The sequence below is a fragment of the Streptomyces sp. NBC_00878 genome, assembly GCF_026341515.1.
Classification (GTDB): domain Bacteria; phylum Actinomycetota; class Actinomycetes; order Streptomycetales; family Streptomycetaceae; genus Streptomyces.
In genome coordinates, this window is sequence record NZ_JAPEOK010000001.1 from 3,048,703 (window position 1) to 3,070,639 (window position 21,937).

Annotated in this window: 19 protein-coding genes and 5 tRNA genes; 9 read left to right on the plus strand and 15 right to left on the minus strand. The window is 69.3% G+C overall.

The features are described 5' to 3' along the window. Positions 1-31: 31 nt before the first annotated feature. Both OHA11_RS12490 and OHA11_RS12495 read right to left on the minus strand, forming a co-directional pair. A complete protein-coding gene (locus OHA11_RS12490) occupies positions 32-1,051 on the minus strand; it encodes an NAD(P)H-dependent glycerol-3-phosphate dehydrogenase (protein ID WP_266495345.1) in 1,020 nt (339 codons plus the stop codon). Next, on the minus strand, positions 1,048-1,923 hold the full coding sequence (locus OHA11_RS12495) for a 1-acyl-sn-glycerol-3-phosphate acyltransferase (RefSeq protein WP_266495346.1): 876 nt from the start codon (positions 1,921-1,923) through the stop codon (positions 1,048-1,050). Before OHA11_RS12495 ends, OHA11_RS12490 begins: the two co-directional genes overlap by 4 nt. Before the next feature lie 171 nt (positions 1,924-2,094). On the opposite strand from OHA11_RS12495, the gene cofC reads away from it, so the two are divergent. Together cofC and OHA11_RS12505 are read left to right on the plus strand one after the other, a co-directional pair. Next, positions 2,095-2,727, plus strand: a complete 633-nt coding sequence (gene cofC, locus OHA11_RS12500; RefSeq protein WP_266495348.1) for a 2-phospho-L-lactate guanylyltransferase — start codon at positions 2,095-2,097, stop codon at positions 2,725-2,727. A gap of 59 nt (positions 2,728-2,786) precedes the next feature. Beyond that, positions 2,787-3,002, plus strand: a complete 216-nt coding sequence (locus tag OHA11_RS12505) for a hypothetical protein (protein ID WP_266495349.1) — start codon at positions 2,787-2,789, stop codon at positions 3,000-3,002. A 90-nt stretch (positions 3,003-3,092) separates the two neighbouring features. On the opposite strand, the gene OHA11_RS12510 is transcribed toward OHA11_RS12505, so the two are convergent. The 4 genes from OHA11_RS12510 to leuC form a co-directional block, all read right to left on the minus strand. Beyond that, positions 3,093-3,737 carry an HU family DNA-binding protein gene (locus tag OHA11_RS12510; protein ID WP_266495350.1) on the minus strand — a complete coding sequence of 215 codons (645 nt, stop codon included), beginning with the start codon at positions 3,735-3,737 and terminating at the stop codon, positions 3,093-3,095. 138 nt (positions 3,738-3,875) lie between these two features. Next, positions 3,876-4,106 carry a hypothetical protein gene (locus OHA11_RS12515; protein WP_266495352.1) on the minus strand — a complete coding sequence of 77 codons (231 nt, stop codon included), beginning with the start codon at positions 4,104-4,106 and terminating at the stop codon, positions 3,876-3,878. A gap of 338 nt (positions 4,107-4,444) precedes the next feature. Continuing rightward, positions 4,445-5,038 carry a 3-isopropylmalate dehydratase small subunit gene (gene leuD, locus OHA11_RS12520; protein WP_266495354.1) on the minus strand — a complete coding sequence of 198 codons (594 nt, stop codon included), beginning with the start codon at positions 5,036-5,038 and terminating at the stop codon, positions 4,445-4,447. A gap of 5 nt (positions 5,039-5,043) precedes the next feature. Continuing rightward, the gene (leuC, locus tag OHA11_RS12525) at positions 5,044-6,474 is read right to left on the minus strand and encodes a 3-isopropylmalate dehydratase large subunit (protein ID WP_266495356.1); all 1,431 of its coding nucleotides are present in this window, start codon (positions 6,472-6,474) and stop codon (positions 5,044-5,046) included. Positions 6,475-6,725: 251 nt separating this feature from the next. On the opposite strand from leuC, the gene ndgR reads away from it, so the two are divergent. Then, positions 6,726-7,442, plus strand: a complete 717-nt coding sequence (ndgR, locus tag OHA11_RS12530) for an IclR family transcriptional regulator NdgR (RefSeq protein WP_266495357.1) — start codon at positions 6,726-6,728, stop codon at positions 7,440-7,442. 178 nt (positions 7,443-7,620) lie between these two features. Here the strand turns inward: ndgR and OHA11_RS12535 are convergent. The 6 genes from OHA11_RS12535 to OHA11_RS12560 form a co-directional block, all read right to left on the minus strand. Then, positions 7,621-7,693, minus strand: a tRNA-Glu gene (locus tag OHA11_RS12535). 28 nt (positions 7,694-7,721) lie between these two features. Beyond that, positions 7,722-7,793, minus strand: a tRNA-Gln gene (locus OHA11_RS12540). A 20-nt stretch (positions 7,794-7,813) separates the two neighbouring features. Beyond that, a tRNA-Glu gene (locus OHA11_RS12545) sits at positions 7,814-7,886 on the minus strand. A 62-nt stretch (positions 7,887-7,948) separates the two neighbouring features. Then, positions 7,949-8,021 (minus strand) — tRNA-Glu (locus tag OHA11_RS12550). Positions 8,022-8,063: 42 nt separating this feature from the next. Continuing rightward, positions 8,064-8,135: transfer RNA gene (locus OHA11_RS12555), tRNA-Gln, on the minus strand. 92 nt (positions 8,136-8,227) lie between these two features. Continuing rightward, complete coding sequence (locus tag OHA11_RS12560; protein ID WP_266495359.1) at positions 8,228-8,995, minus strand: HAD family hydrolase; 768 nt, start codon at positions 8,993-8,995, stop codon at positions 8,228-8,230. 422 nt (positions 8,996-9,417) lie between these two features. On the opposite strand from OHA11_RS12560, the gene OHA11_RS12565 reads away from it, so the two are divergent. After that, complete coding sequence (locus tag OHA11_RS12565) at positions 9,418-9,702, plus strand: type II toxin-antitoxin system RelE/ParE family toxin (RefSeq protein ID WP_266495361.1); 285 nt, start codon at positions 9,418-9,420, stop codon at positions 9,700-9,702. A 57-nt stretch (positions 9,703-9,759) separates the two neighbouring features. On the opposite strand, the gene gltX is transcribed toward OHA11_RS12565, so the two are convergent. The 3 genes from gltX to OHA11_RS12580 all read right to left on the minus strand — a co-directional run bounded on the left by gltX (position 9,760) and on the right by OHA11_RS12580 (position 12,349). Then, positions 9,760-11,274 carry a glutamate--tRNA ligase gene (gene gltX / locus OHA11_RS12570; protein ID WP_266495363.1) on the minus strand — a complete coding sequence of 505 codons (1,515 nt, stop codon included), beginning with the start codon at positions 11,272-11,274 and terminating at the stop codon, positions 9,760-9,762. Then, positions 11,267-12,055, minus strand: coding sequence for a fumarylacetoacetate hydrolase family protein (locus tag OHA11_RS12575; RefSeq protein WP_266495364.1), 789 nt, complete (start codon positions 12,053-12,055; stop codon positions 11,267-11,269). Before OHA11_RS12575 ends, gltX begins: the two co-directional genes overlap by 8 nt. 108 nt (positions 12,056-12,163) lie before the next feature. Continuing rightward, entirely contained in the window at positions 12,164-12,349 is a 186-nt protein-coding gene (locus tag OHA11_RS12580) for a hypothetical protein (protein ID WP_266495365.1), read from the minus strand. A gap of 605 nt (positions 12,350-12,954) precedes the next feature. Between OHA11_RS12580 and OHA11_RS12585 the strand changes: the two genes are divergently transcribed. The 5 genes from OHA11_RS12585 to OHA11_RS12605 all read left to right on the plus strand — a co-directional run bounded on the left by OHA11_RS12585 (position 12,955) and on the right by OHA11_RS12605 (position 21,930). Continuing rightward, positions 12,955-16,800, plus strand: coding sequence for a nitrate- and nitrite sensing domain-containing protein (locus OHA11_RS12585; protein ID WP_266495366.1), 3,846 nt, complete (start codon positions 12,955-12,957; stop codon positions 16,798-16,800). A 9-nt stretch (positions 16,801-16,809) separates the two neighbouring features. Continuing rightward, complete coding sequence (locus OHA11_RS12590; protein WP_044471908.1) at positions 16,810-17,223, plus strand: roadblock/LC7 domain-containing protein; 414 nt, start codon at positions 16,810-16,812, stop codon at positions 17,221-17,223. 102 nt (positions 17,224-17,325) lie between these two features. Further along, complete coding sequence (locus tag OHA11_RS12595) at positions 17,326-17,724, plus strand: DUF742 domain-containing protein (protein WP_266495367.1); 399 nt, start codon at positions 17,326-17,328, stop codon at positions 17,722-17,724. Then, entirely contained in the window at positions 17,705-18,280 is a 576-nt protein-coding gene (locus tag OHA11_RS12600) for an ATP/GTP-binding protein (RefSeq protein ID WP_055614002.1), read from the plus strand. Before OHA11_RS12595 ends, OHA11_RS12600 begins: the two co-directional genes overlap by 20 nt. Before the next feature lie 386 nt (positions 18,281-18,666). Further along, positions 18,667-21,930 carry a nitrate- and nitrite sensing domain-containing protein gene (locus OHA11_RS12605; protein WP_266495368.1) on the plus strand — a complete coding sequence of 1,088 codons (3,264 nt, stop codon included), beginning with the start codon at positions 18,667-18,669 and terminating at the stop codon, positions 21,928-21,930. Positions 21,931-21,937: the final 7 nt, after the last annotated feature.

Consider the following 21,937-nt stretch of genomic DNA (forward strand, 5'->3'; position numbering starts at 1 on the left):
GCCCTGAGGCGGCGTGCCGCGATGGCGTTGCTCAGCGCCGCTCGGGCTTCGCGCTGCGCGCCATCATCTCCTTGAGGGCGACCACCGGAGGCTTGCCGTCGTGGACGATGTCGACGACGGTCTCCGTGATGGGCATGTCGACACCGTGCCTGCGGGCCAAGTCCAGTACGGATTCACAGGACTTGACGCCCTCGGCGGTCTGCTTGGTGACGGCGATGGTCTCCTGGAGGGTCATGCCCTTGCCGAGGTTGGTGCCGAAGGTGTGGTTGCGCGAGAGCGGCGAGGAACAGGTCGCCACCAGGTCGCCCAGCCCGGCGAGTCCCGAGAACGTCAGCGGGTCGGCGCCCATGGCGAGGCCGAGCCGGGTCGTCTCCGCCAATCCCCGTGTGATGAGGGACCCCTTGGCGTTGTCGCCGAGCCCCATGCCGTCCGCGATGCCGACGGCGAGGCCGATGACGTTCTTGACGGCGCCGCCGAGCTCGCAGCCCACCACGTCGGTGTTGGTGTAGGGGCGGAAGTACGGCGTGTGGCAGGCGGCCTGGAGTCGCTGGGCCACCGCCTCGTCGCTGCACGCGACTACCGCGGCGGCCGGCATACGGGCGGCGATCTCCCGGGCGAGGTTGGGCCCGGTGACCACGGCGACACGGTCGGCGCCGACCTTCGCGACATCCTCGATCACCTCGCTCATCCGCATGGCGGAGCCGAGTTCGACACCCTTCATGAGGGAGACGAGAACCGTGCCGGGGGCGAGCAGTGGCGCCCAGTCCGCCAGGTTCGCGCGCAACGTCTGCGAGGGCACGGCGAGCACCGTGAAGTCGGCGTCGCGGGCGGCTTCGGCGGCGTCCGTGGTGGCCCGCAGGTTGTCCGGGAGTTCGATCCCGGGCAGGTAGTCGGGGTTCGTACGCGTGGAGTTGACCGCTTCGGCGAGCTCGGCCCGCCGTCCCCACAGCGTCACGTCGCATCCGGCGTCGGCGAGCACCATGCCGAAGGCCGTGCCCCACGATCCGGTCCCGAAGACGGCCGCCCTGACGGGCTTGCCGGATGTCGTCACTTGCCGTGCCCCTTTTCGTGCTCTGCCTCGGTCATTTCCCGCACGGCCTTTTCCGCCACCGCTTCCGCCACCACCTCGGGCGCGGCCTTTTCCAGCTCGCCCCGCTCCGCCTTCTCGCTCTTCTCGTCCCGCTCTTCCTCCACCAGCGTCCTGCGCCGCTGCTCCCTGCGCACCTGGCGCGGGTCGTACGGCGTCGCGGGCGCCTTCTCGCCGCGGAGCCCCTCCAGCTGCGAGGTGATCGCGGCCATGATGACCTCGGTCGCCTCCTTCAGGAGGTCGGGGGTCATCTCCTTGTCGTAGAAGCGCGAGAGGTCCACGGGCGGGCCGGCGAACACCTGATGGGTCTTGCGCGGCCAGAGGTCGGGCTTCTTGGCGTACGGGGCGAGCAGGTGGTTGGCGCCCCACTGGGCCACCGGAATCACCGGGCACCTGGTCTGCAGCGCGACCCGCGCGGCACCCGTCTTGCCGGTCATCGGCCACAGGTCGGGGTCACGGGTGAGAGTGGCCTCGGGATAGAAGACGACGCACTCCCCGCGCTCCACGGCGTCGATCGCGGCCCGGTAGGCACTGAGCGCGTCGCTGCTCTCGCGGTACACCGGGATCTGCCCGGTCCCGCGCATGGCCGCACCGGCGAAGCCCTTCTTGAAAAGCCCGCTCTTGGCGAGGAATCGCGGAACTCGGCCCGTGTTGTACTGAAAGTGTCCGTACGCGAACGGATCCACGTGAGAATTGTGGTTCACCGCGGTGATAAATCCGCCCTCGGCAGGAATGTTCTCCATTCCACGCCAGTCCCGCTTGATCAGAACCACCAGCGGCGGTTTGCAGAGAACCGCTGCGAAGCGGTACCAGAAGCCGATTCTGCGGCGGGGCACGCGTACACCTTCCTTCTAAGGGCCTGGGGTGGCCGCACCTTCTAGGGCCTGAGGGGCCGCACAAGTGTCGCTCCAGGCCGCGTCTCTGTCGAGGACACCGTACGCCCCGGCCATCGGCCCGCCGGGGCAGCCGGGTCACAATGGGCGCGACAAGGGAGGAGCGGAGCGCAGGTGCAGTGGACCTTGGTCGTACCCCTGAAAGCCCTGTCGCGGGCGAAGAGCAGGCTCTCGGACACCGCGGCCGACGGTCTGCGCCCCGGCCTCGCCCTGGCGTTCGCGCAGGACACGGTGGCCGCGGCGCTGGCCTGCCCGGTGGTCGGGGATGTGGCGGTCGTCACGGGAGATGTGCGGGCAGGACGCGAGTTGGCCGCGCTGGGCGCCCGCATCGTCCCGGACGAACCGGGCGGCGGCCTGAACGCCGCCCTGGCGCACGCGGCCTCGGCCGTACGCACCGGAAGCCCCCGGAGTCCGCTGGCGGCCCTGAACGCCGATCTGCCCGCCCTGCGCCCCCTGGAATTGGCCCGGGTCCTCATCGCGGCCGCCGAATTCCCCCGCGCTTTCCTGGCCGATGCCGCTGCATTCGGCACCACTCTCCTCGCCGCGTCCCCGGACCGCGAATTGCTCCCGGCATTCGGCACCGATTCCCGCCGCCGCCACCGCGCCTCGGGCGCCGCGGAACTCCTCCTGTCCGACGTGCCCTCCGTACGCCAGGACGTGGACACGGGCGAGGACCTGCGAGCGGCATTGGCACTGGGGGTGGGCCCGCGCACGGCGGCGGCGGTGGAGCGCATCAAGGCAGCCTGAACCTCTCGGCGCCGTCCGACCGGCGCGCCCCTCAAGGGGCCCGGGGCTACGCTTCCCCCATGCAGGCGACCGCGTACACATACGACCCAGAAACCCGCACGGGCAAGGTGCTCCTGGACGACGGCACCCCCGTCCCCTTCGACGCCCCGGCGTTCGACAGGGGCGGCCTCCGACTGCTCCGCCCGGGTCAACGCGTACGGATCGAGGTCGAGGGCGAGGGTGACGGTCGGGGCGAGGCACGGCGCATCACGCTCATCACGCTGCAGACCTTCTGAGACCTGAGCAGCACGCCTTTCCGAAAACGCCGCGGGCCGGGCTCCCCAGGGGGAGCCCGGCCCGGCGCGTAAGTATCCCAGCGCCCCTGTCTACCTGCGGGCGGTGGCCTTCTTGGCGGTGGTCTTGCGGGCCGCCGACTTCTTGGCCGGCGCCTTCTTGGCCGCGGCCTTCTTCGCCGGGGCCTTCTTCGCCGCCGCCTTCTTGGCGGTGGTCTTCTTGGCGGTGGTCTTCTTGGCCGCCGCCGAGGTCTTCTTGGCGGTGGTCTTCCTGGCCGTCGCCGTGGTCTTCTTGGCCGTCGTCTTCTTGGCGACGGTCCTCTTGGCGGTGGTCTTCTTCGCCACCGCCTTCTTCGCGGTGGCCTTCTTGGCCGCGGCCTTCCTGACCGTGGCGGTGGCGGTGCCGGACAGGCTGCCCTTCGGGGCCTTCTTGACCGCGACCTCGCCACCGCGCGGCAGCTTCTTCGAGCCGCTCACCAGGTCCTTGAAGCCCTGGCCCGCGCGGAAACGCGGGACGGAGGTCTTCTTGACCCGAACGCGCTCCCCGGTCTGCGGGTTGCGGGCGTAACGGGCCGGACGGTCCACCTTCTCGAAGGAACCGAAGCCGGTGACCGAGACCCGGTCCCCGCCGACAACTGCACGGACGATGGCGTCCAGTACGGCGTCGACCGCCTCCGCGGCCTGCTGACGCCCGCCGACCTTGTCGGCAATCGCTTCTACGAGCTGCGCCTTGTTCACGTCTTCCCCTTCGGAGACATTGCCAGAACGAAAGTGTTCAAGCTTTTTCGCACGTTAGGCAGATATATACCGCAAATCAAACACGAAACGGGCTAATCACCCTTGTGCCGCAACGAACTAGGGCTGTCGCGAAGTTCCTCAGCGTTCCTCTTCGGGGATTCGGCCCTCGTCGAGGTCCGTCGCGAACCGCTCCAGCCGCCTTGTCGCATCGGCGAGATCGTGCTTGGCCACGGCCGTAATGACCAGCAGCTTCCGGGTCAGCGCCATGCGTACGCCCTCCGGGACTTGCAGTGCGCGCACCCTTGTGTGCGCTTCCTTGAGTTGGGACGCGACTGCCGCATAGAGCTCGAGTTGGCCGTCGTGTTCCATGCACAGATTGTGCCATCTGGGGCGAGTTGTCGCCTGCGCAGGGGGTAACTACCGCCTCCCGAGGGCCTCCTGCGCACCTCTCCACAAGGCTCTTCCGAGGCTCGGCTACCCCATCAAGACCCCTTGAAACAAGGGCAGTTGAGGCCAATCACAAAGTCCTGAACACCCCTTCCGGAGGCAGACACAGATGTACCCCCAACCGTCCACGATTGGGGGTACAGATGCCTGTTGCACTGGCCGGAATCAGCCTTGCGGGCTTCGACTCCGATCAGATCCGAGGGGGGACAGGAGACCGAGGGAGACCGGAAACCCGAGGAGGACCGGAGACCCGACGGCGATCACACCTGAACGGTCCGCGGCTTGTGGGAGGGCCGCTTGGACTCGTACGCGGAGATGTCCGCCTCGTTCTGCAGGGTGATGGAGATGTCGTCCAGCCCGTTCAGCAGCCGCCAGCGGGCGTTCTCGTCGAGCTCGAAGGCCGCCGTGATGCCCTCGGCGCGCACCTCGCGGGCCTCCAGGTCCACCGTGACCTCGGCCTCGGGGTCGTTCTCGGTGAGCTCCTGGAGCGCGTCCACGATCTTCTGCTCCAGAACCACTGTGAGCAGGCCGTTCTTGAGCGAGTTGCCTCGGAAGATGTCCGCGAAACGGGACGAGATGACGGCCTTGAAGCCGTAGTTCTGCAGCGCCCACACGGCGTGCTCGCGCGAGGAGCCCGTACCGAAGTCGGGACCCGCGACCAGGACCGTGGCGCCCGCGCGCTCGGGCTGGTTGAGGATGAAGGACGGGTCCTTGCGCCAGGCCTCGAAGAGCCCGTCCTCGAAACCGTCCCTGGTCACCTTCTTGAGCCAGTGGGCGGGGATGATCTGGTCGGTGTCCACGTTGCTGCGGCGCAGCGGGACGGCCCGGCCGGTGTGCGTGGTGAATGCTTCCATGGCTCTCAGACTCCAGCGGGCGTACGGACGTCGGCGTCGGACAGGTCTGCCGGGGAGGCCAGATGGCCCAGCACGGCGGTGGCGGCGGCGACCTGCGGCGAGACCAGGTGCGTACGGCCGCCCCTGCCCTGCCTGCCCTCGAAGTTGCGGTTGGAGGTGGACGCGGAGCGCTCGCCGGGGGCCAGCTGGTCGGGGTTCATGCCCAGACACATCGAGCAGCCCGCGTGCCGCCATTCGGCGCCGGCCTCCTTGAAGACCAGGTCCAGGCCCTCGGACACGGCCTGCAGACCGACGCGCGCGGAGCCGGGGACCACCAGCATCCGTACGCCGTCGGCGACTTTGCGGCCCTCGACGATCGAGGCGGCCGCGCGCAGGTCCTCGATACGGCCGTTGGTGCACGAACCTACGAAGACGGTGTCGACCTTGATGTCGCGCAGCGGCTGTCCGGCCTCCAACCCCATGTATTCCAGGGCCTTTTCGGCGGCGAGGCGCTCCGAAGCGTCCTCGTACGAAGCAGGGTCGGGGACGGCCGCCGAAAGCGGCGCGCCCTGGCCGGGGTTGGTGCCCCAGGTGACGAACGGCGCGAGGGAGGCGCCGTCGATGACGACCTCGGCGTCGAATTCCGCGTCCTCGTCCGTCCTGAGGGTCTTCCAGTACGCGACGGCGGCGTCCCACTCCTCGCCCTCGGGGGCGTGGGCGCGGCCCTTGATGTACGCGAACGTGGTCTCGTCGGGGGCGATCATGCCCGCGCGGGCGCCGGCCTCGATCGACATGTTGCAGATGGTCATCCGGGCCTCCATCGAGAGCTTCTCGATGGCGGAGCCGCGGTACTCCAGGATGTAGCCCTGGCCGCCGCCGGTGCCGATCTTGGTGATGATCGCCAGGATCAGGTCCTTGGCCGTGACGTCCTCGGGCAGTTCGCCGTCGACGGTGATGGCCATGGTCTTCGGGCGGGCCAGCGGCAGCGTCTGGGTGGCCAGCACATGCTCGACCTGGGAGGTGCCGATACCGAAGGCCAGCGCGCCGAAGGCGCCGTGCGTGGAGGTGTGGGAGTCACCGCACACGACCGTGGTGCCGGGCTGGGTCAGGCCCAGCTGCGGTCCCACGACGTGGACGACGCCCTGCTCCACGTCGCCCAGCGAGTGCAGGCGTACGCCGAACTCGGCCGCGTTCTTGCGCAGCGTCTCCAGCTGGACGCGCGAGACCGGGTCCGCGATGGGCTTGTCGATGTCGAGGGTCGGGGTGTTGTGATCCTCGGTGGCGATGGTGAGGTCGAGCCGGCGCACGGGGCGCCCCGCCTGACGGAGACCGTCGAAGGCCTGGGGGCTGGTCACCTCGTGCAGCAGGTGCAGATCGATGAAGAGAAGGTCGGGCTCGCCCTCCGCGCGCCGGACGACATGGTCGTCCCAGACCTTCTCCGCGAGTGTCCTACCCATCGCTTTCCCCTTTGTTTGGCTCGTTCGCCTCCGGGCGCTCCAGCCGGTGTCGAGGGGCCGATCGTGCTCGACCCTTCGGGCCTCCGCGCGTTCGGCCCCTCGACACCGGCGCGCCCTCCGGCTCTCTCGCCGCTGTTCTCGGGCATGTGGTCGCCGGGCCCGTGAATGGTGGGCCGCCGTATCTATCAGGGTGGCGCGTTCCACGGAAAATTGAACTTGCGTTTCACAGAGTGAGACGCGAATATCGTTTCATGGACAACAGTAGCGGCGTCGGCGTTCTGGACAAGGCAGCCCTTGTCCTGAGCGCCCTGGAGTCCGGTCCGGCCACCCTCGCAGGGCTGGTCGCGGCGACCGGGCTGGCACGACCCACGGCACATCGCCTCGCCGTGGCACTTGAACACCACCGGATGGTGGCGCGCGACATGCAGGGCCGTTTCATTCTCGGCCCCCGGCTGGCCGAGCTGGCCGCGGCCGCGGGCGAGGACCGCCTCCTCGCGACGGCGGGCCCGGTGCTCACGCACCTGCGGGACATGACGGGCGAGAGCGCGCAGCTCTACCGCCGCCAGGGCGACATGCGTATCTGCGTCGCCGCGGCCGAGCGTCTGTCGGGGCTCAGGGACACGGTCCCGGTCGGCTCGACGCTGACCATGAAGGCCGGCTCCTCGGCCCAGATCCTGATGGCCTGGGAGGAGCCGGAGCGTCTGCACCGCGGCCTCCAGGGCGCCCGCTTCACGGCGACGGCCCTGTCGGGCGTACGGCGCCGGGGCTGGGCCCAGTCGATCGGCGAGCGCGAGCCGGGCGTCGCGTCCGTCTCGGCGCCGGTGCGCGGGCCGTCGAACCGCGTGGTCGCCGCCGTATCGGTCTCCGGACCCATCGAGCGCCTCACGCGCCACCCGGGCCGGATGCATGCCCAGGCGGTCATCGACGCGGCCGGGCGTCTCTCGGAGGCACTGCGCCGCACCGGCTGACGTGCGGAGGGACGTGCACCGCGGGCCGACGCCCGATTCGACTTCCTCCGGCCGGTCGCTTCAACGCCGCAGCGACCGACTGGAGTTGACCTCGGCCCGACGCCCAACACGAATGCCCAGCACCGATGCCCAACGCGAAAAAGCCCCCCCCCAGTTGGGGAGGGCTTCTTCGATGACGTACCCCCGACCGGATTCGAACCGGCGCTACCGCCTTGAGAGGGCGGCGTGCTAGGCCGCTACACAACGGGGGCCTAGATCCTGCGTTTCCGCAGATCAGAGCTGGTCTACCAGGACTCGAACCTAGAATGACGGTACCAGAAACCGTAGTGTTGCCAATTACACCATAGACCAATGCAATTCAAGTAGAACCGTACCCCCGACCGGATTCGAACCGGCGCTACCGCCTTGAGAGGGCGGCGTGCTAGGCCGCTACACAACGGGGGCCCTAGCGATCCTGCATCGAGGTCAGCGGGAGCTACCCGTACTGCCCTCGCGGGAAGGATCTGTACCCCCGACCGGATTCGAACCGGCGCTACTGCCGTGAGAGGGCAGCGTGCTAGGCCGCTACACAACGGGGGCGTTACGGAATCGATCTCCGCATGTGCAGATGAGCTCTGCGAGCTGGCCTACCAGGACTCGAACCTAGACTAACGGAACCAGAAACCGTCGTGCTGCCAATTACACCATAGGCCACTGAGGCGCAATCCCCGTCGGGGATCTTGTCTTAGTGTGCGCCTCCGGTCTGTGGCCTTTCGGCCCGCTTCTCCGGCGGCGCAGGAAGAACATTACCTGAAGGTGGACGGCGCTCCAAAACGGGTATCGGGCCGGAGGATCGCGGGGAGTTCGGCCAGCGAGGCGATCCGCCGCAGGCCGGAGAGCTGATCCCGCGCCCCGTCCGGTGCGGCGTCCGGACCCGGGGCGGTGACGGCGCTCACGCCGCCGCGGTCGATCCAGACCGAGAACAGTCCGGCGTCGGCCGCGCCCTGGCCGTCGACCTCCGGGTGGTCCCCGACGTACGCGACCTCGTGCGGCGGCAGGGCGAGCGCTTCGCAGGCCGCGTGGAACGCCTGCGCCGCGGGCTTCGAGACACCCAGCTCGGCCGCGCACAGCACGGACTCGAACCTGTCCCGTACGCCGAGGACGCGCAGCTTGTGGTCCTGGACCCGGATGCTGGAGTTGGACAGCACGGAGTGGCGGTGGCTGCCCGCCAGGGCGTCGAGGACGGGGAGCACGTCCGGGAACAGCGCCCAGGCCGCCTCGTAGTGCGCGAGGTAGCGGAGGAACCAGTCCTCCGCCTCCGTGTCGGTGAGGGGTTGGCCGAGAAAGGCGCGCACCCGGTCCCGGCGGCCCTCCTCCCAGTCCACCTCCCCCGCCGCGTACCTCGCCCACTGCTCGTCGGTGAGCTCGCGCCAGCGGCCGAGGGCCTGCTCGACGGAGGCGTAGCCGTCGAGCAGGCCCTCGGCGGCGAGATGTCCGCGCATACCGGCACGGTCGGCCGTGGTGTAGTCGAAGAGGGTGTCGTCCACGTCCCAGACCACGGCTCTGATCGTCATGACTCGACGGTACCGGCAGCGCGGGCCCGGTTGGGGGTTCGGGGGTTGTCCCCCGAAGAATCCGGGAGAATGCGGTCAGTTGACCGTGGTCGTGCCGGTCAGTGTCGGGTCGGGGCCCTGGCCGTCGCGCGGCTTGGCGGTCAGGTGCCAGGTGTACGTATCCGTGACCCGGTTGCCGTCGCCCCACTTGCCGTCCCGGGAGGCGCGGACGCCGGCGGCCCCGGGATCTGTAGTCCGCCGGGATCTGTAGTCCGCCGGGATCTGTGGTCCGCCGGGATCGCGACGGTGGCGGTCGCACCGGTGGAGCGGTGCGGTGGCGCTACCGCGGGGAGGCGCAGGCCAGGTTGCCCGGAGCGGAGACGGCCCGGGCGGCGGATGCCATAGCGTGGTGGGCCCGCCGAGTGAGAGACCGAGCCGCAGCCATGACCGAGTACCGCGTCCAGTTCACCGTCGAGGCCCGTACGACGTTCGACGCCCTGCCCGGAGAGCGCCGAGCCCAGTTGGACAAGGCGGTGCGCATACTGGCTCGTGACCCGTTCCGCAAGAACTCAACCGCCCAGCTGGGTCCGGACGAGCATCTACGCAAGGCCTACGTGGCCCCTGGCGTGATGCTGGAGTACATGGTGGCCGGCGCGATCATGGTCGTCGTGGTAGCGGAGATCTTCGACGAGAGCGCGTATCTGATCGACGAGGACGACGCCGTCTGACGAACGTCGTGAGGGGCGGCCCCCGCCATCCGGGGGCCGCCCCTCACTCATGCTGAGCTACGCGGTCAGCTTCGCCAGCGTCGCGTCGATGCGGGACAGCGTCTTCTCCTTGCCCAGGATCTCCAGGGACTCGAAGAGCGGCAGGCCGATCGTGCGGCCGGTGACGGCGACGCGGACCGGGGCCTGCGCCTTGCCGAGCTTGAGGCCGTGCTCCTCGCCGGCGGCCAGGACGGCATCCTTGAGGGAGTCGGGCGAAGACCAGTCGGCCGCGTCCAGCTTCTCGCGGGCCGTACGCAACAGCGCGTCGCTGCCCTCCTTCATGGCCTTGGTCCAGGACGCCTCGTCGAAGACCGGCTCCGGCAGGAACAGGAAGTCGACGTTGTCCGTGATCTCGGAGAGGACCTTGAGGCGGGTCTGGGCGTGCGGGGCGATCGCGTCCCACTGGGCCTGGTCGAAGTCCTCCGGCGCCCAGGGCGCGAAGGGGGCCTTCAGCCAGGGGGCGCAGCGCTCGGCGAAGTCCTTCACATCCAGCAGGCGGATGTGGTCGGCGTTGATCGCCTCGGCCTTCTTGAGGTCGAAGCGGGCCGGGTTCGGGTTCACGTCCGTCACGTCGAAGGCCGCGACCATCTCGTCCATCGTGAAGATGTCCTGGTCGGCGGAGAGCGACCAGCCGAGCAGGGAGAGGTAGTTGAGCAGGCCCTCCGGGAGGAAACCGCGCTCCCGGTAGAGGTTCAGCGAGGACTGCGGGTCGCGCTTGGAGAGCTTCTTGTTGCCCTCGCCCATCACGTACGGCAGGTGTCCGAAGGCGGGCACCGACTTGGCGATGCCCAGCTCTGCCAGTGCCTTGTAGAGGGCGATCTGGCGCGGGGTGGAGGAGAGCAGGTCCTCGCCGCGCAGGACGTGGGTGATCTCCATCAGGGCGTCGTCGACCGGGTTCACGAGCGTGTAGAGCGGGGCTCCGTTGGCCCGTACGATCCCGTAGTCCGGGACGTTCTCCGGGAGGTACGTGATCTCGCCGCGGACCAGGTCCGTGAAGGTGATCGTCTCGTCGGGCATGCGGAAGCGGACGATGGGCGTGCGGCCCTCCGCCTTGTATGCCTCGGTCTGCTCGGCGGTCAGGGCGCGGCAGTGGCCGTCGTAGCCGGACGGCTTGCCGGCGGCGCGGGCGGCGTCGCGGCGGGCGTCCAGCTCCTCCGTGGAGCAGTAGCAGTAGTAGGCGTGGCCCGCCTCCAGGAGCTTGGCCGCCACATCGCGGTAGATGTCCATCCGCTGTGACTGGCGGTACGGCTCGTGCGGGCCGCCGACCTCGGGGCCCTCGTCCCAGTCGAAGCCCAGCCAGCGCATCGAGTCGAGCAGCTGGCCGTAGGACTCCTCGGAGTCGCGGGCCGCGTCGGTGTCCTCGATGCGGAAGACCAGCGTGCCTTCGTTGTGCCGGGCGAACGCCCAGTTGAACAGGGCGGTACGGACCAGGCCCACGTGGGGGTTGCCGGTCGGGGACGGACAGAAACGTACACGTGGGGGCACCCCCTGTCCGAGCGGAGTCGAGGACTTGGGGGAGTTCGCGTTAGCCACGCTTGATCACCTTGTTGGTGAGAGTGCCGATGCCTTCGATGGTGACGGCGACCTCGTCGCCGACAGTGAGGGGGCCGACCCCCGCGGGGGTGCCCGTGAGGATCACGTCGCCGGGGAGCAGCGTCATGGCCTCGGTGATGTTGACGATCAGGTCCTCGACGGAGTGGATCATCTCGCTGGTGCGGCCCAGCTGGCGCTGTTGGCCGTTGACCGTGCACATGATGGTCAGGTCGGACGGGTCGAGGTCCGTCTCCACCCAGGGGCCGAGCGGGCAGGAGGAGTCGAAGCCCTTGGCCCGGGCCCACTGCTTCTCGCGCCGCTGGACGTCGCGTGCGGTGACGTCGTTGGCGCAGGTGTAGCCGAGGATGACGTCCTTGACGCGCTCGCGCGGGACCTCGCGGCACATCCGGCCGATCACGACGGCCAGCTCGGCCTCGTGGTGCACCTCGTTCGAGAAGGAGGGGTACGCGATCTCGTCGCCGGGGCCGATCACCGAGGTGGACGGCTTGAAGAAGGCGAACGGGGCGTCGGGCACCTCGTTGCCCATCTCCCTGGCGTGCTCCGCGTAGTTGCGGCCGAAGGCCACGACCTTGTTGGGGAGCATGGGCGGCAGGAGCCGGACCTTGCTCAGCGGGACCTTCGTGCCGGAGAGCTCGAAGTCCGTGAACGGATGGCCCTTGATGATGTCGAGCACGAGCCCGTCGGTCGACCCAGGAGGGCTCTCGCCCTCGACCGCGCCGAACGCGACGTTGCCGTCGATGGAGAACCTGGCGATGCGCACGAGATGCCTGCGCCCCTCACTGAGCTGGCTGAAGTCGGACGCTCCAGGCTAACTCGGGGAGGGGCGCGGCCTCGCGTGTATTGCGGGTGGGCGGGGCGAGGGGAGGGGCTACTCCGCTGCCATGGCCGCGACCGGGATGTCCATCAGGATCGTGCGCCGGGGGTTGGCGGTGTTCGCGGGGAGCTCGACGGAGTGCTCCTGCTGCTCCGGCGTACGCAGCTCTTCGGCGTCCGCCAGGTGCGCCAGGGTGGTGCGTCGCGGGTTGGCTATGTTGCGGAACATCGTCGTCTTCATCTGCGGTTTCGGGCCCTGTCGTTACGGGCGCCGCGCGGGGTCAAGAACCGCCGCATGGGCGCGGGTTGTCGGATTTGCCATCCCTGTAAAGCGCCAGGCTAAACATGCAGGTCCCTGGCGAACGCGTGAAGACGCTGTGATCACCGTGTGAGTTTCCTCACTAGCTAGCAGGCAAATCGGTCAATTCAGACCCCCAACTCCCCATGCCGAAACGGACATTGCCCCACCGAAGGCACTATTCCTCTCCTGATCATGAAGACTGGGACACCACTTATCTGCCATTGACTCGTACACCTGTGTCCGTTATCGATGGAATCGCTTTCCACATCCTGTAACACGGTCTTCACTCGGTGTCACGATGGTCACAGCATGACCCATGGGCCTTGTTGGAGATCCGGCACTGTGCTGGAATTCCACGGACCGCCGCGGGATTCAACCGGCGCGCAAGGGGCGCAACGCAGCGCCGAGTGGCGGCGGGAATTACAGGGGGACCTGCGCCGGTCACTCACGACCACACCTGGGGGCGCGTTCAGGGCGCTCCCAAGACGCCGACACCGTCTCGCCGTTCACGCGGAGAGGCGCCTGGTCCAGAGGTTGCGACGCTAGTGCAGGGACGTTTCAAGAGGGATGGCAGCGCTTCGGCGGAGCCGGAGCCGCACGGCGGGACCGGCACCGGTTCCTCGCCCCAGCACGCCCAGAACCCAGGACCGGCGCAGGCCGGCGACAACGGTGAGCGCTCGTCGCGCACCGGTGCGCCCATGGGAGTCCAGGGCAAGGGCGGTCCGAACGCGGTGAACGGCGGCCCGGGTAACCCACCCGCCGCACCGCCCACGGCAAAGAGCCCCAGTGGCCCCGGCTCGCGAATAGCCCTGCGCAACTGGCGCATCTCCACGCGTCTGGTGTCGCTGCTCGCGCTGCCCGTGGTCGCCGCGACGTCGCTGGGTGCCTTCCGCATCAGCGACACGATGGACGAGATCCAGCAGCTCGAGAACATGAAGCTGCTGACCGACATGACGAAGCAGGCGACCGAGCTCGCCTCCGCGCTCCAGGAGGAGCGCGACAAGTCGGCCGGTCCGCTCGCCAACGGCACGAAGGCGTCCGACTTCACCGTCAAGGGCGTCCGCGACAAGTCGGACCGTGCGCGTGCCGCCTTCATGGAAGGCACCCACGAGCTCGACGACGCGGGCGACGACGAGAACCTCGACGGCGTCCGGGACAACGTGGTGGCCATCGCCACCCAGCTGAACACCCTGAGCGGCATCCGCAACAACGCCTTCCAGGACAACCGGAACTCCTCCCAGTCGATCGAGGCGTACCACCGGCTCATCGACCAACTGCTGGGCCTCTCCCAGGACATGGCCGAGGCGACCAGCAACCCGGAGATGATCCAGCGCACCCGCGCCCTGGCGGCCTTCTCCACCGCCAAGGAGTACGCGTCGATCCAGCGCGCGGTCATCGCCGCGGCCCTGCCGGCCACCGACGCCACGTACGGCAAGCTCTCCGAGAACGACCGGCAGTACGGTCTGTCCGCCTTCGAGAACCAGAAGGCCGAACTCACCAGCTTCGCCAGCATCTACGAGGGCAACTCGCGCGAGCTGACGAAGACGCTCGACGAGCCGAGCCCGACCATCAAGGCGGCCGACACCTACGCCGAGCGCGTACTGCGGCGCCAGAACGGTCTGCAGCTGCGCGACAAGCGCTCGTACCTGGACTGGGTGGACGCCGACTCCGCCAAGTACCTGCAGATGTCGAACATCGAGCTGACGCTGCTCAACGAGATGGAGCAGAAGGCCCGTGAGCTGCGCAACGAGGCCGAGCAGGAAGCGATCATCTCCGGTGCGCTGATCCTGCTGGTGCTCGGTGTCTCGCTGGTCGGCGCCTTCGTGGTGGCCCGCTCCATGATCCGCTCGCTGCGCCGTCTCCAGGACACCGCGACGAAGGTCGCCCAGGACCGGCTGCCCGAGCTGGTCAAGCAGCTGTCCGAGTCCGACCCGCAGGACGTCGACACGTCCGTCGAGTCGGTCGGTGTGCACTCCAAGGACGAGATCGGCCAGGTGGCCGCGGCCTTCGACGACGTGCACCGCGAGGCCGTTCGACTGGCCGCCGAGCAGGCGCTGCTGCGAGGCAACGTCAACGCGATGTTCACCAACCTCTCGCGCCGCTCCCAGGGCCTCATCCAGCGTCAGCTGTCGCTCATCTCCGAACTGGAGTCCCGCGAGGCCGACCCGGACCAGCTGTCCTCGCTGTTCAAGCTCGACCACCTCGCGACCCGCATGCGCCGTAACGGCGAGAACCTCCTGGTGCTCGCCGGTGAAGAGCCCGGCCGCCGCTGGACCCGCCCGGTCCCGCTGGTCGACGTGCTCCGTGCCGCCGCCTCCGAGGTGGAGCAGTACGAGCGCATCGAACTGGCCGCCGTGCCGACGACCGAGGTCGCCGGCCGCGTGGTCAACGACCTCGTGCACCTGCTCGCCGAGCTGCTGGAGAACGCCACCTCGTTCTCCTCCCCGCAGACCAAGGTCAAGGTCACCGGTCACGCGCTGCCCGACGGCCGCGTACTGATCGAGATCCACGACACCGGTATCGGCCTCTCGCCCGAGGACCTCGCGGCGATCAACGAGCGGCTCGCCTCGCCGCCCACCGTGGACGTCTCGGTCTCCCGCCGCATGGGTCTGTTCGTGGTCGGCCGGCTGTCCCAGCGCCACGGCATCCGCATCCAGCTGCGTCCGTCCGACTCCGGTGGTACGACCGCGCTGGTCATGCTGCCCGTCGATGTCGCCCAGGGCGGCAAGAAGGTTCCGGGCAACAAGCAGGGCCAGGGTGCCCCCCTCAGCGGCGGTCCGGCCGCCGCGCAGGCCGCGGCCGGTGTCGCGGCGGCCCGTCGGGGCGGTGCCGGAGGCGGTCCCGCCCTCGGCGCCGGCGGCGGCAACGGCGGACGGCTCAACGCCGGACCGCAGCGCGGCCAGGTCGGTGCCGGTACCGCTCCGCGGGCCGCGCTGCCCAGGCCGGACGCGGGCGGTCACCCGGGCGGACCGGGCGGAGCGCGCGGTCCTCAGACTCCCCCGCCCCCGCAGGGCAGGCCGGCTCCGGCCGGTGCCGGTGCCGCGCAGGGCTTCCAGTCCACGGGCACGGGCGGACAGCAGGGCTTCAACGGTTTCGGCAACAGCTCCGGTCAGCAGGACCTGTTCGGTGGCGGACGCGACACGATGGGCGGCAACAACCGCGGCCCCGTGCCCCCGCCGCCCCAGCAGCGTCCGACCAACGGCGACCAGGGCCGTCGTCCGCAGCCGCCGAAGCAGCCGCAGCTGCCGCCGCTCGGTGGTCCGCGTGCCGAGCTGCCCGGCGGCAACCCGCAGCCGCGCGTGCCCAGCTGGAGCGACGACAACGCGCAGCCGCCGGTGCCGCGTTCCTCGATGGACACCCCGCGCGGCCACGACGAGGTGGACGCCACCTCGCAGATGCCGCGGATCAGCGACCACCGGGGCCCGGGCTCGCCCGCGTCCACCTCGGAGTTCCCGCGGATCGAGGACCGTCAGGGTCACGGTTCCACGGGTGAGTACCCGCGACCGGACTACGACGCCCCGCGTTCCGGCGCGGGTGCGCCGCAGGGCACCGGGCAGTTCGTCCGCCCGGACGTCTTCGGTCAGCCGAATCCTTCCGGCACGGGTCAGAACCCCTCCTCCGGCGGCCAGTACAACCGCCAGGACCCCGCTTCCACCGGCCAGTTCGCGATGCCCGGCTACGACGCCGGCTCCACCGGTCAGTACGCGGCGCCGGGGCAGGACGTTCAGCAGAACGACACCGGCCGGTTCCCGACGCCGAACCACGGCGAGCGGCAGGGCGGTGACACCGGGCAGTTCGAGCGTCCCGGCACCAACGGCAGTCGGCCGCAGCGTCCGCAGCAGCCCCCGCAGCCGCGTCGGCGTCCCGCGCTCCCCCAGGAGCCCGAGGCGCTGCCCCCGGCGACGGGTCCCGGCGACGGACGTACGCCGCTGTACGACACCCTGGAGACCAACTGGTTCAACCAGGCCCAGGCCGCCAACAGCCAGAACGGCAGCGGCCAGACCAATGGTCAGGCCGTCAACGGCGAGCAGGCTCCGCAGCAGCCCGCGCAGGCTCCGACGCCCCCACAGCGTCCGGTGCCCACCGCGTCCGCGTCCGCCTCCTGGCGGACCACCCCCAATGACGAACTCGGCCGACAGGCAGAGCGGGTACGCCAGCCCTCCGCGGGTGGCGTGACCGTCTCGGGTCTGCCGCGCCGGGTCCCCCGCGCGAACCTCGTCGCGGGGACGGCTCAGCAGCAACAGCACCAAACCGGTCCGCAGGTCTCGCGTGCGCCCGATGACGTACGCGGCCGGCTGACCAATCTTCGTAGGGGCATCCAGCAGGGCCGGCAGGCCGGTACCGGCCAGACCGGCAGCTTCCCCAGCCCCACTCACCAGCAGGAGCGTTAGTTGAGCCAGATGAGCCAGGCGGCACAGAACCTCAACTGGTTGATCACCAACTTCGTTGACAACACCCCCGGGGTGTCCCACACCGTCGTCGTTTCCGCCGACGGCCTCCTCCTGGCGATGTCCGAGGGCTTTCCGCGCGACCGCGCCGACCAGCTCGCGGCAGTCGCCTCCGGACTTACCTCACTCACGGCCGGTGCCTCCCGGATCTTCGAGGGCGGCACAGTCGCCCAGACGGTCGTCGAGATGGAACGCGGCTTCCTCTTCCTGATGTCCGTCTCGGACGGGTCGTCCCTCGCGGTCCTGTCCCACCCGGACTGCGACATCGGCCTTGTCGGCTACGAGATGGCTCTGCTCGTCGATCGTGCGGGGGCGGTACTCACGCCGGATCTGCGCGCCGAGCTCCAGGGCAGCCTGCTCCACTAGCCAGTTCCACCGAACGACCGAACAATCCGTCCGGCCGCCCTCCCCCCACCGGCCCCGTCAGACGGCACGACTGCCCGACCTGCTGTCCCGCCCGGAGGATCAATGACCCCGCCCACCGCCTCTCATGATCCGTACGCCCAGCCGTACGAGGATGAGGGCGACCAGCCGCTGGTACGTCCGTACGCGATGACCGGCGGCCGGACCCGGCCGCGCTACCAGCTCGCCATAGAGGCACTGATCAGCACCGCGGCCGACCCGGCCGAGCTGATGGGGCTGCTTCCCGAACACCAGCGGATCTGCCACCTCTGCCGTGAGGTGAAGTCGGTCGCCGAGGTGTCGGCCCTGTTGTCCATGCCCCTGGGTGTGGCACGCATTCTCGTCGCGGACCTCGCGGAGGCCGGACTCGTCGCGATCCACCAGCCGGGTGGCGACGAGAGCAACGGCGGCGCCCCGGACGTGACACTGCTCGAAAGGGTGCTCAGTGGACTTCGCAAGCTCTGACGGAGGGCGGGCTACCACCTCCGCGAAGATCGTGGTGGCAGGTGGCTTCGGCGTCGGCAAGACCACGTTCGTGGGTGCCGTCTCCGAGATCAACCCTCTGCGCACCGAGGCCGTCATGACGTCCGCCAGTGCGGGGATCGACGACCTCACTCACACCGGGGACAAGACGACGACCACCGTCGCCATGGACTTCGGCCGTATCACCCTGGACCAGGACCTGATCCTGTACCTGTTCGGTACGCCGGGGCAGGACCGCTTCTGGTTCATGTGGGACGACCTGGTACGCGGTGCGATCGGCGCCGTCGTGCTCGTCGACACCCGCCGTCTCGCCGACTGCTTCCCCGCGGTCGACTACTTCGAGAACAGCGGGCTGCCGTTCGTCATCGCCCTGAACGGCTTCGACGGCCACCAGCCGTACACGCCCGACGAGGTCCGCGAGGCCCTGCAGATCGGCCCCGACGCACCGATCATCACGACGGACGCCCGCCACCGCGCGGACGCCAAGAGCGCGCTCATCACCCTGGTCGAGCACGCCTTGATGGCCCGTCTGCGCTAGGGATCGTGCGGGGGCCATGTCCTGGCAGGCGGCCTGGCACACAAGTCGGCAACGCCGTACGGCAGTTGTCGTAGACGCACTGGAGCCGGCTGTGTCGTTTGACACGGTCGGCCTTGGTGTTCATAACGTTTCGACAGAGATATCGAGTGGCACCGACACGCGTCGCGGTCGTCTGATGCCGCTGTGCTCATAAAAGCCCCGCCATTTGGCGGGGCTCGCTCTTTATGACCGTTTTATCTAGGACATACGTCACCCGGAATCCTGGGTTCCGAGTGTTTGGACGAGCACACCCTGACGTGCTGGAATGCCAGAACTTGCCCAGTAGGTAAGGGCCGGAAGACACACGCGGCACGACGAAGGTGCCGAGCCGAGAGGTTGTTGGTCGAGTGAGGCGAAGCAAGAACGGTCCCGAGCCGTCGGCACGGGGCAACTTCACCCCGCCGCCGCGCGGAGCGGCACCCGCACATGTGGCCGGCTCGGAGCCGGCGGCCCCTCCCGCGAAGAGCGGCGGCCGTCTGTCCCCGCGCAACTGGCGTGTACCAACCAGGCTGAACGCGATTCTGCTCATACCCGTGATCGTCGGGCTCGTCATGGGCGGCTTCCAGGTGAAGAGCTCCATCGACACCTGGCAGGAGGCCCAGGACGCGGAGAAGGTCGCCAAGATAGTCGACGCGGCCGGACAGTACGCCGAGGCGCTCCTCAACGAACGTGACGTCTCCGCCCAGCCACTGCTGGAGGGCGACCGGGACAACGCGACGGTCAAGCAGGCCCGCGCCTTCACGGACCAGAAGGCCGACGTCTTCCACAAGGAAGTCGTCGGGATGCCGGCCGGCCAGGGCCTGGAGCGCCGGCTGAACCTGGTGGAGGACGCCGAGCCGACGCTGACCCAGATCCGCAAGGCCGCCTTCACCACCGCGATGGACCCGACGAAGACCGAAGAGGGCTACGTCCTCGTCGAGCACCTCCTGATGGAGTTCTCGAACGAACTGGGCCTCGGTACGGGCAACATCACGAGCTACGGCCGCACGGTGTACGCCCTCGCCCTGTCGAAGGGCGCCGCGTCGCTGCAGCGTGCGATCGGCATGCACCTCCTGGTCAAGCCCAGCAGCAACGAGACGGTCCTCAAGCAGCAGATCACGGCCTTCACGTCGTACGCCTACCTCGAGAACGTGGCCGTCCAGGAGTACGTCTCCGGCGGTACGGCGCAGGACGCCGCGCGCCTCAAGCAGGTGATGGCGGAGAAGGAGGCCGAGGGCAAGAAGCTGGCCGCCGAGGCCAAGAGCAAGACCGAGGCCGCCGGCGGCACCTACAAGGCCCCGCCCGGCATGACCGGCATGATCCAGGCCATCGCCAGCGGCACCGCCCCCGGCGACCTGGCCCAGCAGGGCATCACGCCCGAGAGCTGGATGGCGGCGTCCACCCTCAAGTTCAACGGCTACAGCGAGCTCGAGCAGGACCTCATCAACAAGGCGGTCACCGACGCGGGCGACATCGCCACCGACGCCCAGCGCGACGCCTACCTCAACGGCGCCATCGTCATCGTCGCCCTGCTCGCCGCCTTCATCATCGCCGGCCTCATGGCCCGCCAGATGAGCCGCTCGATGCGCCAGCTGCGCAACGCGGCCTTCGGCGTCGCCGAGCAGCGCCTGCCGATGCTGGTCGACCAGCTCTCGCGCACCGACCCGGGCCGTGTCGACACCCGGGTCACCCCCATCCCGATCACCACCACGGACGAGATCGGCGAAGTCGCCCGCGCCTTCGACCAGGTCCACCGCGAGGCCGTACGACTGGCCGCCGAGCAGGCCCTGCTCCGGGGAAACATCAACGCGATCTTCACCAACCTGTCGCGCCGCAACCAGTCCCTGATCGAGGGCCAGCTGACCCTCATCACCGACCTGGAGAACAACGAGGCCGACCCGGACCAGCTGGAGAACCTCTTCCGCCTGGACCACCTCGCGACCCGTATGCGCCGCAACGGCGAGAACCTCCTGGTCCTCGCCGGCGAGGAGCCGGGCCGCCGCTGGGACCAGCCGGTCCCGCTGGTCGACGTGCTGCGCGCCGCCTCCTCCGAGGTGGAGCAGTACGAGCGCATCGAGCTGTCGGGCGTACCGGAGGCCGAGATCCACGGCCGCGCGGTCACCGACCTCGTGCACCTGCTGGCGGAGCTCCTGGAGAACGCCACGACGTTCTCGTCTCCCCAGACGAAGGTCCGCGTCACCGCGACCCGTCTCCCGGACGGCCGCATCATGGTCGAGATCCACGACAAGGGCATCGGCCTCACCGCCGAGGACTTCGCGGACATCAACCACAAGCTGGCCAACCCGCCGACCGTGGACGCCGCGATCTCGCAGCGCATGGGCCTCTTCGTGGTCGGCCGGCTGTCCGACCGGCACGGCATCCGCGTCCAGCTGCGCCCCTCGGGCGAGCAGGCCGGTACGACCTCGCTCGTCATGCTGCCCGACATCATCACGCACGGTGGCGGTGGCGAACAGGCGCCGCAGCGCGACGAGTTCACCGTCTCGCAGATCATCCCGGAGCAGCAGCCGTTCGGGGGCGAGGAGTTCCAGAGCGGCCAGCAGATGCGTACGGCCGCCGAGCTCGGCTTCGACGACAGCCGCTACGCCGAGATCCCGGACGACATACGCGAGTTGGACCCCGTGGGCCGTTCGCTGATGCGTGAGGAGCGCCGCGCGGCTCTGGAGGCCCAGGCGACGCCCGGCGTTCCCGAGGGCGAGTCCCCGTCCTTCCAGGACGAGTTCGACCCGCAGCCCGCTTACGAGAACGGCCAGCAGGCCTTTGACAACGGTATCGCCGCGTACGACAACGGCACGGCCGCGTACACCGAGGCGCCCGCGTACGACCAGCAGACGCCGTACGAGGAGCCGCAGCAGACGTCGTACGACGAGACGTACTTCCCGGCGAACGGCGGGTACCCGGAACCCTCCTACACGGAGCCCGTCCAGGACGCGCCCCAGCCGGCCCACGTTCCCGCGGCGGACAGCTTCTCGCCCTTCGAAGAGCAGTCCTACCAGGACGACTGGCCGCAGCAGGACACGTACCAGAACGGCTACCGATCCGAGTACGCTCCCGAAGCGGAGCCCGCGCAGGCCGCTGACGTGGCCGAGCAGGACCGCGTAGGCTTCGAGCGTCCGAAACCGGCCTCTTCCGCCGCTCACGCGCTGACCGACGCCGGGCTTCCGCGCCGCGGATCCACCGACGCCGGGCTCCCCCGCCGCGGTGCCACCGCGAGCGCGGGCAGCCAGCAGTCCGTGAGCCAGGATTCGCCGGGTCTCTTCGGCGGCAACGACAGCAACGGAAGCGGCAGCAACGGCTCCGGCAAGGGCGACTGGCGGTCGAACAACGACCAGATGTGGCAGCGCGCCGAGCAGCTGAAGAAGCCCAAGGCAGGCGGGGTCACCTCCTCCGGCCTGCCGCGGCGGGTACCCAAGGCCAACCTGGTCGAGGGAACCGCGGAATCGACCCCCCAGGGCGGCCCCTCGGTCTCCCGCGCTCCCGAGGACGTCCGTGGCAGGCTGAGCAACCTGCGCAGGGGCGTCCAGCGGGGACGCAACGCAGGAAGTGACACGAACGGCCAGGCCACTAGAAATCAGCACAGTGGGCCTGACAGCACCTACAACCAGGAGCGTTAGTGTGAGC

Excerpts from the sequence above, each read along its gene's own strand:
- leuD (WP_266495354.1), bottom strand. The coding sequence starts at position 5,038 with ATGGAAGCATTCACCACGCACACCGGCCGGGCCGTCCCGCTGCGCCGC.
- OHA11_RS12505 (WP_266495349.1), top strand. The coding sequence starts at position 2,787 with ATGCAGGCGACCGCGTACACATACGACCCAGAAACCCGCACGGGCAAG.
- OHA11_RS12595 (WP_266495367.1), top strand. The coding sequence starts at position 17,326 with ATGACCCCGCCCACCGCCTCTCATGATCCGTACGCCCAGCCGTACGAG.
- OHA11_RS12560 (WP_266495359.1), bottom strand. The coding sequence starts at position 8,995 with ATGACGATCAGAGCCGTGGTCTGGGACGTGGACGACACCCTCTTCGAC.
- leuC (WP_266495356.1), bottom strand. The coding sequence starts at position 6,474 with ATGGGTAGGACACTCGCGGAGAAGGTCTGGGACGACCATGTCGTCCGG.
- OHA11_RS12515 (WP_266495352.1), bottom strand. The coding sequence starts at position 4,106 with ATGGAACACGACGGCCAACTCGAGCTCTATGCGGCAGTCGCGTCCCAA.
- OHA11_RS12565 (WP_266495361.1), top strand. The coding sequence starts at position 9,418 with ATGACCGAGTACCGCGTCCAGTTCACCGTCGAGGCCCGTACGACGTTC.
- OHA11_RS12580 (WP_266495365.1), bottom strand. The coding sequence starts at position 12,349 with ATGAAGACGACGATGTTCCGCAACATAGCCAACCCGCGACGCACCACC.
- OHA11_RS12590 (WP_044471908.1), top strand. The coding sequence starts at position 16,810 with ATGAGCCAGGCGGCACAGAACCTCAACTGGTTGATCACCAACTTCGTT.
- ndgR (WP_266495357.1), top strand. The coding sequence starts at position 6,726 with ATGGACAACAGTAGCGGCGTCGGCGTTCTGGACAAGGCAGCCCTTGTC.